Source organism: Flavobacterium johnsoniae (genome assembly GCF_030388325.1).
Taxonomy (GTDB): Bacteria; Bacteroidota; Bacteroidia; order Flavobacteriales; family Flavobacteriaceae; genus Flavobacterium; species Flavobacterium johnsoniae_C.
Genome location: NZ_CP103794.1, coordinates 432,523 through 447,379, shown reverse-complemented (window position 1 = coordinate 447,379; position 14,857 = coordinate 432,523). Strand labels below are relative to the sequence as shown.

General features: G+C 32.7%; 15 protein-coding genes. 7 read left to right on the top strand and 8 right to left on the bottom strand.

The genetic code is table 11. The annotated features are described in order from the left end of the window. Positions 1 to 150: 150 nt before the first annotated feature. Positions 151 to 1,374 carry a bifunctional folylpolyglutamate synthase/dihydrofolate synthase gene (locus NYQ10_RS02165; protein WP_289878706.1) on the bottom strand — a complete coding sequence of 408 codons (1,224 nt, stop codon included), beginning with the start codon at positions 1,372 to 1,374 and terminating at the stop codon, positions 151 to 153. 130 nt (positions 1,375 to 1,504) lie between these two features. On the opposite strand from NYQ10_RS02165, the gene NYQ10_RS02160 reads away from it, so the two are divergent. Beyond that, positions 1,505 to 2,197: a MotA/TolQ/ExbB proton channel family protein gene (locus NYQ10_RS02160; RefSeq protein WP_276172006.1), complete on the top strand. Its 693-nt coding sequence runs from the start codon at positions 1,505 to 1,507 to the stop codon at positions 2,195 to 2,197. A 3-nt stretch (positions 2,198 to 2,200) separates the two neighbouring features. Beyond that, a complete protein-coding gene (locus NYQ10_RS02155) occupies positions 2,201 to 2,596 on the top strand; it encodes an ExbD/TolR family protein (protein WP_229355061.1) in 396 nt (131 codons plus the stop codon). A 254-nt stretch (positions 2,597 to 2,850) separates the two neighbouring features. On the opposite strand, the gene NYQ10_RS02150 is transcribed toward NYQ10_RS02155, so the two are convergent. The 3 genes from NYQ10_RS02150 to NYQ10_RS02140 form a co-directional block, all read right to left on the bottom strand. Further along, positions 2,851 to 3,756: an energy transducer TonB gene (locus NYQ10_RS02150; RefSeq protein WP_289878705.1), complete on the bottom strand. Its 906-nt coding sequence runs from the start codon at positions 3,754 to 3,756 to the stop codon at positions 2,851 to 2,853. Positions 3,757 to 4,284: 528 nt separating this feature from the next. After that, entirely contained in the window at positions 4,285 to 5,511 is a 1,227-nt protein-coding gene (locus NYQ10_RS02145) for a Glu/Leu/Phe/Val dehydrogenase dimerization domain-containing protein (RefSeq protein WP_289878704.1), read from the bottom strand. Positions 5,512 to 5,653: 142 nt separating this feature from the next. Then, positions 5,654 to 6,229 (bottom strand): chalcone isomerase family protein, encoded by a 576-nt coding sequence (locus tag NYQ10_RS02140; RefSeq protein WP_276172009.1) that lies wholly within the window; start codon positions 6,227 to 6,229, stop codon positions 5,654 to 5,656. Positions 6,230 to 6,714: 485 nt separating this feature from the next. Here NYQ10_RS02140 and NYQ10_RS02135 point away from each other — a divergent pair, with 485 nt between their 5' ends. The 5 genes from NYQ10_RS02135 to NYQ10_RS02115 all read left to right on the top strand — a co-directional run bounded on the left by NYQ10_RS02135 (position 6,715) and on the right by NYQ10_RS02115 (position 11,623). Continuing rightward, positions 6,715 to 7,857 (top strand): acyl-CoA dehydrogenase, encoded by a 1,143-nt coding sequence (locus NYQ10_RS02135; RefSeq protein ID WP_289878703.1) that lies wholly within the window; start codon positions 6,715 to 6,717, stop codon positions 7,855 to 7,857. 139 nt (positions 7,858 to 7,996) lie between these two features. Beyond that, positions 7,997 to 8,974 (top strand): M28 family peptidase, encoded by a 978-nt coding sequence (locus NYQ10_RS02130; RefSeq protein WP_289878702.1) that lies wholly within the window; start codon positions 7,997 to 7,999, stop codon positions 8,972 to 8,974. A 25-nt stretch (positions 8,975 to 8,999) separates the two neighbouring features. Next, a complete protein-coding gene (locus tag NYQ10_RS02125; RefSeq protein WP_289878701.1) occupies positions 9,000 to 9,677 on the top strand; it encodes an SDR family NAD(P)-dependent oxidoreductase in 678 nt (225 codons plus the stop codon). Positions 9,678 to 9,721: 44 nt separating this feature from the next. Next, positions 9,722 to 10,975 carry a hypothetical protein gene (locus NYQ10_RS02120; protein WP_289878700.1) on the top strand — a complete coding sequence of 418 codons (1,254 nt, stop codon included), beginning with the start codon at positions 9,722 to 9,724 and terminating at the stop codon, positions 10,973 to 10,975. Between the two features lie 45 nt (positions 10,976 to 11,020). Next, positions 11,021 to 11,623: a SprT-like domain-containing protein gene (locus tag NYQ10_RS02115; protein WP_289878699.1), complete on the top strand. Its 603-nt coding sequence runs from the start codon at positions 11,021 to 11,023 to the stop codon at positions 11,621 to 11,623. Between the two features lie 80 nt (positions 11,624 to 11,703). Here NYQ10_RS02115 and NYQ10_RS02110 read toward each other — a convergent pair whose 3' ends face one another. The 4 genes from NYQ10_RS02110 to NYQ10_RS02095 form a co-directional block, all read right to left on the bottom strand. After that, positions 11,704 to 12,471, bottom strand: a complete 768-nt coding sequence (locus NYQ10_RS02110) for an ABC transporter ATP-binding protein (protein ID WP_276172017.1) — start codon at positions 12,469 to 12,471, stop codon at positions 11,704 to 11,706. Further along, positions 12,471 to 13,217, bottom strand: a complete 747-nt coding sequence (locus tag NYQ10_RS02105) for an MlaE family ABC transporter permease (protein ID WP_229355045.1) — start codon at positions 13,215 to 13,217, stop codon at positions 12,471 to 12,473. Before NYQ10_RS02105 ends, NYQ10_RS02110 begins: the two co-directional genes overlap by 1 nt. A 79-nt stretch (positions 13,218 to 13,296) precedes the next feature. Next, a complete protein-coding gene (locus NYQ10_RS02100; protein WP_289878698.1) occupies positions 13,297 to 14,145 on the bottom strand; it encodes a glycosyltransferase in 849 nt (282 codons plus the stop codon). Between the two features lie 94 nt (positions 14,146 to 14,239). Beyond that, a complete protein-coding gene (locus NYQ10_RS02095) occupies positions 14,240 to 14,767 on the bottom strand; it encodes a methyltransferase (RefSeq protein WP_289878697.1) in 528 nt (175 codons plus the stop codon). Positions 14,768 to 14,857: the final 90 nt, after the last annotated feature.

The following is a 14,857-nucleotide window of genomic DNA, read 5'->3' as shown; positions in this document are numbered from 1 at the left end:
TTGCGAGTGCAAATATACGCTAGTTTTTGAGTTCTGCAAAGAATTTTGAATAAAAAATAAAACTTTTTTAAAAATAAATTATATCTACTTGTTTATGAATTTGTTATTAAAATGATTTTTTTGAAGTTTTTTCTAAATCAAAAGTATATTTCAGTTCAAAGGCAATTCGGCAACAACAAAAGTGCTTCCGCCAACATAAATAAAATCATTTTCTGAGGCGTTTTTCTTTGCTTCCGCGAAAGCGATTTCTACAGAGTCATATTTTTCTCCTATTAAATTGAATTTTTCTGCTTCATTTTTTAAAGTTTCGGCAGGTAAAGCTCGCGACGAATTGGGATGACAGAAATAATATTGTGCTTCTTTTGGGAAAAGTGGCAATATAGAATCTAAATCTTTGTCATTTACAACACCAAAAACAATATGCAGTTTCTCGTATTTCTCATTTTTCAGCTGATTCATTACAACCGTTAATCCGTGTTTGTTGTGTGCCGTGTCGCAGATTATTTTCGGGTTTTCTCCCAATTGCTGCCATCTGCCTTGCAAACCAGTGTTTTTTACAACATGCAGCAAACCTTCTTTTAATTGTTCGGTCGAAATTTTAAAATCGGTTTCATTATTCAAAATTGAAATCGTCTGCTGAACCGTTTTTTTATTGTGAAACTGATAATCTCCAATTAAATCCGATAAATAAATTTGATCAATTAAATCTGAAGCCCAATAAATCGGTGCGTTTTCTTTGGCTTTAGCCAAAAAGACTGGTTTTGTTTCATCGGTATATTCACCAATAACAACAGGAACATTTGGTTTTATAATTCCCGCTTTTTCACCCGCAATTGCTTCTAAAGTATTTCCTAAAAACTGCGTATGATCTAAACCAATATTGGTAATTACCGAAACCAAAGGCATTATAATATTTGTTGCGTCGAGTCTTCCGCCAAGACCAACTTCAATAATCGCAATATCAGTTTTTTCAGTTGCGAAATAATCAAAAGCCAAACCAACAGTCATTTCGAAGAAACTCATATCATTATCTTCAAAAAAAGATTTATGTTTTGCAACGAATTCAATAACAAACTCTTCTGAGATTTCTTGACCGTTTATTTTGATTCTTTCTCTAAAATCTTTTAAATGCGGAGAAGTATACAAACCGACTTTGTAGCCTGCTTCTTGAAGAACCGAAGATAACATATGCGAAGTAGAACCTTTTCCGTTTGTGCCAGCCACATGAATGCATCTCAATTTATTTTGAGGATTGCCTAGATGCTTTGTTAATATTTTGATATTCGTTAAATCTTCTTTATAAGCTGAAGCTCCCTGCAATTGGTACATTGGAAGTTGATTAAACATCCATTCCGTAGTCTCTTGATAGTTCATTTATTTGGATAAAATAGTTGTTGATTGAAATAAATTTCGATTTTTGTAGTTTAATATTACAGCGAAAATTATCTTTATTGCAAATTTCAAATATTTTTTAGAATTAATTATTAAAAACCAGAATTAATATATGTTTAGTTTTATTCAATTACAAACAGATACAATCGCAAATGCTTCAAATGTAGTGATCGAAAAGATTGCACCAGAAAACGAAATTTCAATGTTTGGGTTTATAATGAAAGGGGGAGTTTTCTTAATTCCGATCGCGATTTTATTGTTTTATACTATTTATGTGATTTTTGAACGTTATATGTACATCAGCCGAGCATCTAAAATTGATGGTAGATTAATGCAAGATGTTGGTGATAAATTGCATTCTGGAAATATTGAATTGGCAAGAACAATTGTTGAAAGAAATAATACTGCCGCTGGAAATATTTTGAAAGAAGGAGTTTTAGTTATCGGAAGACCAATCGCTGAAATTGAATCTAATATGGACCGTGCTGCCGATATCGAAATTGGCGAAATGGAAAGACGTTTAGGTCATCTTGGACTTATTGCAGGTATTGCGCCAACTCTTGGTTTCATTGGAACGATTTCTGGGGTTATCAAAATTTTCTACAGTATTTCGGTTACAGAAAATATTAGTATCGGAAACATTTCTGGAGGTTTATATGAAAAAATGATTAGTTCAGGTTCTGGGTTAATTGTTGGTATTATTGCGTATTCTGCATACCATTTATTAAACGGAAAAATTGATGATTTTGCCTTAAAAATTCAGAAACAGATTTTAGAGTTTGTCAACATAATTCAAAGAGCATAAGGTATGTCTATTAAAAGAAAAAGAAGATTTCATGCTGAAGTAGCGACTTCATCTTTGAGCGACATTATGTTCTTCCTGTTGTTGTTTTTCTTAATTATCTCAACGCTGGCAAACCCGAATGTGATCAAAATGACGCTTCCAAAAGCAAAATCTAATGAAAAGACCAATAAACAATTAATTAGTTTATCGGTTACAGAAGATAAAAAGTTCTACATTGACAAAGAACAAGTTGATTTTGAAAACCTAGAAACTAGTTTAATGTCTAAAATAGGAACAGATAAAGAGCAAACCGTTGTCGTTCGAATTCCATTTAACCTGCAAGTTCAGGATTTAGTAGATGTTTTACAAATAGGAGTAAGGAACAATCTGAAGTTTGTAATTGCAACAAGTCCGAAGTAGTCATTGCGAGGAACGAAGCAATCACATTAAGGAATGTGGCACAATCTTGTCATTTCGACGAAGGAGAAATCTCCGCAAGTAAATCCGCAACGAAAATCCAATCTTTGTAGCGCTTCTCGCGGAGATTTCTCCTTCGTCGAAATGACAAATTAGGCGAAGTGAGCGAGTCGAAACAAAATAGAAAAAGGCTTTCAGATTTCTGAAAGCCTTTTTCTATAGTAGCAGATTTAGTTTAAATCTGTGTAATTCGTGTTTTAATCCAAACTAAAATTATAAATAATTTTCCCAACTTGTTTTGCTGGAGCATCACTGTCAGATTCCCATTTGGTATTCATTGCCGCAATTCTTGCTTGATCTAATAAGCATTTTGCAGTATTTGTAGTTCCTTTAATTCCTGGAGTTGCACTTATCGTTTTTCCATTTTGATCGACGCTTACTTCAACAACTACTTTTCCTTCTTCGTTGCAAGTATATTTCGGTGCAGGTTTAGATAATGCTTTTCTATTCCCCAAAGAATATCCTGAGCCTCCGCCAGAACCGCCACCGCTTCCAGCGCCGTAACCACTTCCGGTTCCAATACCATTTCCGGTTCCGTTACCTCCTCCGGTTCCTCCGCCAGAGCCACCAGAACCATAATATCCGTTAGAATTTAAACTTCCGTTAGATTTTCCTTTATTTCCTGCGACTTTATCATCTCCGTCACCGCCTTTGTTGGAACCTTTCATAATACTTGATAAAGCATCGTTTGTTGAATTTGAAACTTTTGGTTTTTCAGGAGCGGGTTTGGTCTCTGGTTTTGTAACAGGAACAGGTTTTTTAGGTTTTTCTTTTGTCGGAATTACAACATCTGTTTTATCAGCAACTGAATTTTCCTGAGTGACAATTGCTTCTTCTGGAGCAGCTTTTGCCTGAACTTGTTTTACATTGTTTTTTACATTCAGAACTTCACTTTTATAATTAGAGCCAGAACCTAAATCGCTGTCACCAAAATTTACTGTCACGCCGCCACCGCCACCGCCGCCATCAGCAAGAGCGACATTGTTTTCTGGGTTATATGGTGGCCAAAAACGTATAAAAAACAGCAATAGAATTATTGCTGCATAAATAGCAGTTGTGAATAGCAATGATTTCTTTTGATCTGAAGAAATTGAGGAACTCATCTAAATTCTAAATTTTGAAGTGTATTATTTTAAAAACGTTTAAAAGTAGTAAAAATTGTTTACAATAAAAGAGAGAATAACGCTAAGAGTTTTTTTTAATTATAACGCAAAGTACGCTAAGATTTACGCAAAGAAACACAAAGTTTTGTTTATCTCAAATTGGAGTAAATCTTTGAGATTTAAAGTTCGCAAAGCTTTATCTAGACAAAGCTTTGCGAACTTAATATAGATATTGCTTGCACTTTGAATTAAAATATCTTAGCGTGCTTTGCGTTAAAAAAATGTTTGTAATTATAACGCAAAGTTCGCAAAGGTTTACGCAAAGTTTTATTTGTCTCAAATTTGAGTAAATCTCCGATTGAAGTTCGCAAAGCTAGATGTGCACAAAGCTTTGCGGACTTAATATTTAGATGCTATTTGCGCTCTGAATAAGAATAACTTAGCGTGCTTTGCGTTAAAAAATCTACTGCACAAAAAAACGAGCCAAATAGAAATCTGGCTCGTTTATATATTAAAGTGCAAAATATGTTACACTAACTGTTTCAATGCAATTTCAAAAGCTGTTGCACTAATATTTGTTTTAGACGAATTCAAAGCATGAGCTTTTATAATCGCATTTTTTATAATTTCTGAAGTATCGTTAAAAATAGCTTCGTCTGTCATTTGCACTTTTTTCTCCATGAAATAAGCAAAAACTCTTGCCATTCCGCAGTTTGAGATAAAGTCAGGAATCAAACTTACTTTTTGGTCAACTTGCTCCATAATGGAGCCAAAGAAAATTTCTTTATCAGCAAAAGGAACATTCGCTCCACAAGAGATTACTTCTAATCCGTTTGCAATTAAGCTGTCGATTTGAGCTTGAGTAACCAATCTTGAAGCTGCACAAGGCGTGAAAATTTCAGCGCCAATTGTCCAGATTTTAGCATTGATTTCTTCAAACGGAATCATATTGTCAGCAACTAGTTTATTTCCGTCTTTATTTAAAAACAACGTTTTAATTTCTTCAAAAGAAAAACCTTCTTCTTTAATTAATCCGCCATCGCGATCAATAATTCCGATAACTTTTGCGCCCATTTCAGCTAAGTAAAAAGCAGCAGCAGAACCTACATTTCCAAAACCTTGAACGATTGCTTTTTTGCCTTTTATTTCTCCGCCGTAAGTTGCGTAAAAATGACGAACTGCTTCTGCAACACCAAAACCAGTAATCATATCTGCAACCGTATATTTTCTTGTAACGTCTGGCGAGAATTTCGGGTTTTCAATAACCTTAATTACCCCTTGACGCAATTGTCCAATTCTATTGATTTTATCTGCTTCTGTAGGTTTAAAATGTCCGTTGAAAACACCTTCCTGAGGATGCCAAACTCCACATTCTTCTGTCATTGGAATTACTTCGTGAATCTCATCAACATTTAAATCTCCTCCAGTTCCGTAGTAACTTTTTAATAAAGGAGAAACCGCTTTGTACCAACGTTGTAAAACACCTTTTTTGCGAGGATCGTTTGGATCAAAATTTATTCCAGATTTAGCGCCACCAATTGCAGGACCAGAAACAGAGAATTTAACTTCCATAGTTTTTGCTAGAGACAAAACTTCGTTCATGTCTAAACCTTTTCTCATTCTTGTTCCTCCACCAGCAGCTCCTCCGCGAAGTGAATTAATTACAGTCCACCCTTCGGCTTCTGTTTCTGAATCTTTCCAATTAAAAACAATTTCAGGTGCCTTGTTTTCAAATTGTTGTAATAAATCTTTCATTTTGTTGTGATATGTTTATTTTGCGTAAATGTATAAAATAGAATAATGCGAATAATGTATTTTGCATCAAATATATAAAACAAAAAAGAAAAGCCGTCCCGAAATTTTTCGGGACGGCTTTTTGTATATTTAAAAATTAAGACTATTGCCCTAATAAATGTTTTTTCAAAGTTTCGTCCACTGGTTTATCTGAAAGCCAGATTCCGAATAATGCTTTTTTGAAATCGAATCCAGGAATTTTTCCTTTTAGAACTTCATTTTTGCTAACATAAACATTTTGATCCAAAGGATTGTAAGCTAAAATGAATACATCTTTTTCTGTAATGGCATCACTCAAATAGCTTTTTAACTGCTCGATTCTCGGGCGTAATTGTTCTAATTGTGCTCCAGCAGATTTTTCAAAACCAGTGTTCATTGCTTTAGTCAATTTGTTAGAAGAAACCATTGAAGAAGTGATTTCAATTCGGATCGCCATTTCGGTATCGCTGTCTATAATAAATTGGGGATCTTGCGTTAATTGAGATAAATACAGTGCTTGCACGTAAACTTCCATCCACATTTTAGATCTTCCGCCCGCACCATTTAATTGTAAAGTTTTGCCCAGAAATTCTATTTTTCTAGGAACAGTTACACCATTAACATCGATTTGAGTTTGTGCCGAAACGGTAGAAAATTGTAAGCTTAAAAGGAGTGTGAGGAATAGTAAAATCTTTTTCATGTTCTGTCAATTATTTATTTTTTGGTCAAAAATAATGTTAATTTATCAATATTTGTGTCATTTTTTGGATGTTTTTTTTCTGTTGAATTTACATTTAATTTTTCTATTGCATTAATAATCAAATTAGTAAGACTTGTTTTACGTAGTATTACGCATTTTAAGACTTGTTTAACTTGAAGCTCACAAAACTTAATCAAATTTTGTATGCTTTAATTTGATAAATATGATTCTTAAATTTTAGAAAATTTGTTGCATAATTAATGCTGATTTACTCGAAAACCTAAATAATTACGAAAACGTTATCGCAATCATTGCTGATCTATTAATTTTATATGCATGCATTGTAAATTACACTTTTAAAAAGTATCTTTGGAAGCCTTTGCTTAAAAAAAAATGGCACTGAAAAAAACACAAAAAACATAAAAACCATCAGCTTAATCGAATCTTTTCGAATTTAAGTTGCAAAACAATTAAAGTATATTATTATGGATTTTAATCTTACCGAAGAACATTTAATGATTCAGCAGGCAGCAAGAGATTTTGCTCAAAATGAATTATTGCCTGGAGTTATTGAACGTGATGAAAAACAAATATTTCCAACAGAGCAAGTTAAAAAAATGGGAGAACTTGGATTTATGGGTATGATGGTTGATCCTAAATATGGAGGAAGCGGGCTTGATGCTATTTCTTACGTTATTGCTATGGAGGAAATTTCTAAAGTTGATGCTTCTGCTTCAGTAGTAATGTCTGTGAATAATTCTCTAGTTTGCTGGGGATTACAAGAATATGGAACTGAAGAACAAAAACAAAAATATTTACCAGGTTTGGCTTCTGGAGAAATTCACGGAGCTTTTTGCTTAAGTGAGCCTGAAGCAGGAAGTGACGCAACTTCTCAAAAAACAACAGCAATTGATATGGGCGATCATTATTTAGTTAATGGAACCAAAAACTGGATTACAAACGGAAACACAGCATCTGTATATTTAGTAATTGCTCAAACTCATCCAGAATTGAAGCATAAAGGAATTAATGCTTTGATTATGACGAAAGATATGCCAGGTTTCTCTGTTGGTCCAAAAGAGCAAAAAATGGGAATTCGCGGTTCTGATACACATTCTCTAATGTTTTCTGATGTGAAAGTTCCAAAAGAAAACAGAATTGGTGAGGATGGTTTTGGATTTAAATTTGCAATGAAAACTCTTGCTGGAGGTAGAATTGGTATTGCTTCTCAAGCGTTAGGAATTGCATCTGGAGCTTATGAATTGGCTTTAAAATATTCTAAAGAGCGTAAAGCATTTGGAATTGAAATCTGTAATCATCAGGCAATTGCTTTTAAATTGGCAGATATGGCGGTTAATATCGAAGCCGCTCGTCATTTATGTATGAAAGCCGCTTGGGATAAAGACAATCATAAAAATTACGACGTGAGCGGCGCGATGGCAAAATTATTTGCTTCACAAGTGGCAATGGACACTGCTGTAGAGGCAGTTCAAATTCACGGAGGAAATGGTTATGTAAAAGAATATCATGTTGAGCGCTTAATGCGTGATGCAAAAATTACTCAGATTTACGAAGGAACTTCTGAAATTCAGAAAATCGTAATTTCAAGAGCCGTTATCGCTGGATAAAATTAGGTTGCAATAGATTTGAAAACCCTTTCGACTTTTAGTTTGGAAGGGTTTTTTTATGAATATTCTTTTAGTTTTCATAAGTTTATGCTTTCAAATTAATTTTATCCCAAAATCAATCCTAAATTCATATAAAACCATGAAAAAATTATACTTTTTGCTTCCTTTCATTTTCATAGCTTGTAAATCTAGCACCACAAATGTGGCTGAAAAAGATTCTAAATCAGATTCGAAAATAATAGAAGTTAATTACAAAGTAAGCGAAACTGAAATCTCAGATTTCTTGAAATATCTTTCTTCAGATGAATTAGAAGGACGTGAAACAGGAACAAAAGGAATAGAAAAAGCTGCTGTATTTTTAGAAGATTTTCTAAAAAAGAATAATATTAAACCGTATTTTAAAACTTATCGAGATACGTTGACAAACTTTAAAACTCCCGCTTTTAATATTGTTGGAGTTATAGAAGGTACAGATCCAGAACTTAAAAAAGAATTTGTTGTTTTAAGTGCGCACTACGATCATATCGGAATGGAGAAAAAAGAACAAGCAGATAAAATTAATAATGGTGCCAATGATGATGCTTCGGGCGTAACGTCTGTTGCGGCGATGGCTAAATATTTTGCTAAAACTAAAGCGAATAAACGCAGTATATTAATTGCCTTTTTTGCTGGAGAAGAAAAAGGATTATTAGGCTCAAAAAGTTTAGTTCAGAAATTGAAAAAACAAGATTTTAATCTTTATACTCAATTAAATATCGAAATGATCGGAGTGCCGATGAAAAGAGATTATCTAGCATATATAACTGGTTTTGATAAATCAAATATGGCATCAAAAATTAATGAATATACAGGAAAAAATACTATTGGGTTTTTGCCAAAAGAGGCTGAATACGAATTATTCTACAGATCAGATAACTATTCATTTTACGATGTTTTCAAAAAACCTTGCCAATCGATAAGTACTTTTGATTTTGAAAATTTTGATTTTTATCATCATGTTTCAGACGAATTTAAATTAATGGATATTCCACATATCACGGCATTTACTCAAGAATTATTGCCGGCCGTTACCAAAATTTCGGTTTCGCCAACTCAAGAAATAACGATGAATAAATAAGAAGCATTTTGATTATTTTTGTTGCATGAAAAATATTATCGTTACAGGAACAAGCAGAGGAATTGGTTATGAATTAGCTTTGAAATTTGCTGAAGCCGGCCATCAAGTGTTGGCTATTTCTAGAAAAATTCCACAATCTTTATTAGAACATCAAAATGTTATTTGCCTTTCTATCGACTTGGCAGATGAAAATGCTTTGCAAGAAGTGAATCAGTTTCTTTCTTCCACTTGGAAAAAAGTAGATGCAGTCGTTCATAACGCTGGCGCTTTACTTTTAAAACCTTTTGCAGAAACAACTCAAGCAGATTTTGAAAGTATTTACAAAGTAAACGTTTTTGCAGTTGCAAATTTAACCCGAATTTGTATTCCATATTTAGAAAAGGGAAGTCACGTAGTTACGATCAGTTCTATTGGTGGCGTTCGCGGAAGTTTAAAATTTGCAGGATTGACAGCTTATAGCTCAAGTAAAGGCGCCGTAATTACTTTGACAGAATTATTGGCAGAGGAATACAAGGAAAAAGGAATTTCATTTAATGTTTTAGCATTAGGTTCTGTTCAGACAGAAATGTTAAACGAAGCTTTTCCTGGTTATCAAGCGCCAATTTCTGCTGAAGGAATGGCAACATATATTTATGATTTTACGCTTAATGGCAATAAATATTTTAACGGAAAAGTACTTGAAGTTTCTTCGACTAATCCTTGATATTAAAACACTATTTTCAACCCCAAATCTAACCAACTAACTTTATGAAAAGAAAAATTACTATTCTTTTGACTGCTTTATTTTTTATTTCTTTCAATTCGAAAACAACGGCTCAGTCTTACAAATCTGAGGTTTTGAGTTTTTCGAATTTTGTTTATCCAGAAAGTTATATTCCAGAAGGATATCATAGTTATGGAGTTAAACTGCATCTTTCGCCAGATTTGATAGTTGTTTTTGTTGATGGAGAAAAAAAAGGAACTCGTCCGCCATTGTCTTACAATGAGTTTTTTAGAGAGAAAGATTTAAAGAGAGCCATTATCGGTACAGATACTGAACCTGATATGAAAGGGTATCACATTCCGACAATTATGGAATTGGCTTATAAACAAAGTGATATAGAAGCAAAAGACCATTTTGTTTTAGATATTTCTATAAAAAACATAGCTTATACATCGAATATTAAAGAAACAAAAAATGTTGACCCTCCTTTTTCTAGTGAAATATATTATAGATACGATGCTGTCTATAAAATTATAAATAGTCTGACTAAGGAAGTTGTGATGGAAAAAACATACAATGTTAAAGAGCTGACCAATACTTCACCGTTAGGTAAAACCAAAGCAGAATTGGTAAGCTATCTAACAGCAAATATTGATAAAGATTTGCTTTTTAATCAATTGGTAAAAAATATTCAAGAAAACATGCGAACAAGACTGGTTTCTTGGATTGATGTCGAATATTATCAGGACAGTTTTTATTTTTCTAGAATTTCTAAAGAAGATAAAAATCCAATTTTTGCTAAATTAAATCAAGACGTTGATGTTTTGGAGAAATGGTCAAAGAATAAAGCCGAGCCAACAATCGATGAAGCTATTTTATCAGCAAATACCGAATTCATTCAAAAAAATAATTTGGTTCTTAAAGACGAATCTGGTCGTTTTCAAGACGAAACTCGTTTGAAAAATTACAAGAACTACCTAAATAAGAAAAAAGTTTTTAGTGATTTTATTCTAAAAATGGAGCAATATTCAAAAGAATTAGATCAGAACGATAAAGGACAAAAAGCAGCTTTATGGGCTTGTTACATTAATATTGCTTCTAGTTTTCAGGTTTTAAATAATTCGAAAAGCAGTCTAGAATATCTTCAAAAAGCATATGCTCTTAAATATCAAGAAGGAAAAGTGAGAAATGTGGAAGAAGAAGTAAAGGCAAAAGAAACAAAAATGAATGTATTTTTTGCCAACGGCGAAATTAAAAAAGACGTAAATAGCCAATATTTTAAATATTTAACTTTATAGAAATATATTTAGAAGTATTTTTGGCGCTAATAAAAAATTATAAACTTGAGCGACACTTTAGCTAAATACATTCCCGAACACGCAGTAAAACCTGTTTTCGATTTGATTGTGGCCAATCAGGTACACTTAAAAATTGTAAACGAGCGTCAGACACGCCACGGCGATTACAGACGTGGACCGAGCGGAAAGCATGAAATTACTGTGAATGCAAGTTTAAATAAGTATCGTTTTTTAATTACGCTCATTCATGAAATTGCACATTTGGTTGCTTTCGAAAAATTCGGACGAAATATAAAACCACACGGAAATGAATGGAAATATACTTTTCAGCGTTTAATGGTGCCGTTTATACGGCCAGAAATATTTCCGGGACAGATTTTACCTTTGTTGGCGAGACATTTCAAAAATCCGTCTGCAAGCAGTGATACAGATACAACTTTGTCTTTGGCATTAAAACAATATGATAAGGATAATGATAAAAATTACGTTTTCGAAATTCCGTATGGAAGTGTTTTTAGAATCAAAAATGGTAAAATTTTTAAAAAGATAGCCGTTAGAACAAAACGTTTTGAGTGTTTAGAAATCAGTTCAGGAAAGACTTATCTTTTCAATCCCAATGCGGAAGTTGAATTGATAAATGTTCAATAAAAAAATCCCAAATTCCAATTTGATGATGTTGGAATTTGGGATTTTTTATTTGAGATTTCCGAAGAATTGGAATTTCTTAATTATTTTATGTCTTTCAAATAAGCTTCTCTAACTTTCTTAAATAGATTAGATGAGTAAACGAATTTGACGATATCTTTATTATCGGTAACAAAAATTTCTTCTTTCGTTCCCTGCCAAGCTTTTATTCCTTTCTTTAGAAAAACAATATTTTCACCAATTTCCATCACAGAGTTCATATCGTGTGTGTTAATTACCGTTGTAATATTGTATTCTTTTGTAATTTCCTGAATCAAATTATCAATCAAAGTTGAAGTATTTGGGTCAAGACCAGAGTTTGGTTCATCACAAAATAAATACTTTGGATTATTTACAATCGCACGTGCAATTGCCACACGTTTTTGCATACCTCCAGAAATCTCAGAAGGTAATTTTTTATGTGCTTCAACAAGATTTACTCTTTCTAAAACAAAATCAACACGTTCTTTAATTTGTGCTTTAGTATTATTGGTGAACATTCTCAACGGGAAAGCTACATTTTCTGCAACTGTCATCGAATCAAATAATGCAGAACCTTGAAATACCATTCCAATTTCAGTTCTCAATTCACGTTTTTCATCTTTGTCCAAATCAGAATAAACTCTTCCGTCAAATTCGATTGTTCCAGAATCTGGCGTGTGAATTCCTAAAAGCGTTTTTAATAAAACTGTTTTTCCAGATCCACTTTGTCCGATAATTAAATTGGTTTTTCCAGTTTCAAAAACCGTCGAAACGCCTTTTAAAACTTTACTATCACCAAATGATTTTTCTATATTTTTTACTTCTATCATTATCCTAATAATAATTGAGTTAATATATAATTAAAAAGAATGATACAAACTGATGTCCATACAAACGAAACGGTACTTGCTTTACCAACTTCGAGCGCTCCACCTTTCATATAATAACCATGAAAAGACGGAATTGTCGCTAATAACATAGCAAAAATCAAAGTTTTGATAAATGCGTATGTGATATGAAAAGGAATAAATTCCATTTGAGCTCCAGCAATAAAATCCTGACTAGTTGAAAATCCGCCATAAGCAGAAGCCAACCAGCCTCCAAAAATTCCCAAAAACATACTAATGCAGATTACAAAAGGATACATTAGTAAGGCTATAATTTTTGGAAAAACAAGATAGTTTAAAGAATTAACTCCCATAACTTCTAAAGCATCAATCTGTTCTGTAACGCGCATTGTTCCGATACTTGATGTGATGTAAGATCCCATTTTTCCTGCCATAATTACCGAAATAAAAGTAGGAGCAAACTCTAGAATTACAGATTGGCGTGTAGCAAAACCAATTAAATATTTTGGAATTAATGGATTAGTTAAGTTAAGTGCTGTCTGTATGGCAACAACTCCTCCGATAAAGAAAGAGATAAAGCAAACAATTCCAAGAGAGTCAATAATAAGATCATCGATTTCTTTAAGAATTAGACTTTTCATAACAGACCATTTAGTCTGTTTATTGAAAATTTCTTTCAGCATTAAAAAATATCTCCCAATTTGGGATAAATAACGAATTAGCATCATAATTTTTAAATATTGGCTAAATTAAGGATTAGTTTACAGTTTACCGTTTCGGTTTGCAGTTTTTTAATTTTTTTTAAGATTAAAAAAGCTTTTGTTTCATTTTCTGTAAACGATAATTTCTAATAAATTTAGCTTGTTCGGGATTAACCAGTAAGGGAGTTTTAGCCTTTTTTGCTTTCAAAAATCCTTTGATATAATCTAAAAATAGAAATGGTTTTTTCTTCATCATTGCCAATTTTGCAGAAGCGATAGAAGTAATCCAAAAACCATAACCTAAAGTATAGAAAGCTTCGCCTTGTTTATAACGAGCTGTTTTGTTGTAATTTGCTCCAGTCGGTTTTAGATGTTTTACATGTAAAGATTCGTCGGTAACAATTTTCCAATCGTAATATTTGCAAAGTAATTCGTCAACTGTATCCCAACCCATTGCAGGTTTTAAGCCTCCAATTTGCTGAAAAGTTTCTTTTCTATAGGCTTTCAAAGCACCGCGAATATGGTCTTTGTCGGTTAGATTTTCTAAAACCCATTCACCATTTTTATCAATATAACAGAATCCGCCAACCATTCCAATTTTTGGATCAGATTCAAAATGTTTGATTATGGTTTCAAAATAATTTGGAGGAAAAATTAAATCACCGTCAATCTTTACAATAATATCGTAATCTGAATCCAGAGTTTCAAAACCTTTCTGAAAAGCCTGAATCACTTTGCTCCCAGGTAAATGAATCGCATCTGAAGTTTTGTTTACAACTGAAATATATTGATTTTCTTTTGCAAAACTCAATACAACTTCTTCGGTTTTATCTGTAGAATTATCATTGACAACTACAATTTTAGAAGGCAAAACAGTTTGCGTAACCAGAGATTGTAAAGTCAAGCCGATTAAATCTTGTTCATTATGCGCGGGAATGACGATGTAATATTTCATGTAAAAAATTTTAGTCCCGAAGCCTCGGGATTAGATTTTAGATTTTAGATTGTGTGAAATTCATCTATAAATCAAAAATCGTTAATCAGCAATCTTAATTTTTAACTTTCTCTGCTACTACAAGATAATATCTTGGAGTGAAATATCTTAATAATGGTCTAAGTCCAAGTTTTTTTACTGGATGTGTAAATTGAAGACGATCTGTGATTTTCCAGCCTGTTTTTTCTAAAAGCCAGTCTAGTTGCCAGTCTTCAAATTCGTGGTAATGTCGGTCCCACATATCTGTTTTAGAACGATATGCTGGCGAAAACCATAAACGTAACGGAATTGAGATTAACAATTTATCACATTTTACATTTTGTAAAATAGTGTACGGATTTAGTAAATGTTCGAAAATTTCAAATGCTGTAAAAACAGTGTAATCTTCTGTTTGTAAGGCTGTTTGATCGTTATCTAAATCTTCTCCTTTTGTGTTTTTTACGGTATAGCCATTTTCTTCCATTATTTTAGAAAACGGATTTGGTACACCAAAATCAAAAATGGTTTCAGAGGTGCTAACGTGCTTTTGTAAAAACTCTAAAGTAAGTTTGAATCTTTTATTCGGAAACGTTTTTTCGTACATAGTCGCTGCGAACGAATCAATCTTTCGTTCTTGATTTTAATTAGGTCGCAAATATACAAAGTTATCTTCTTTCTTGTTTTTAATTGAAAT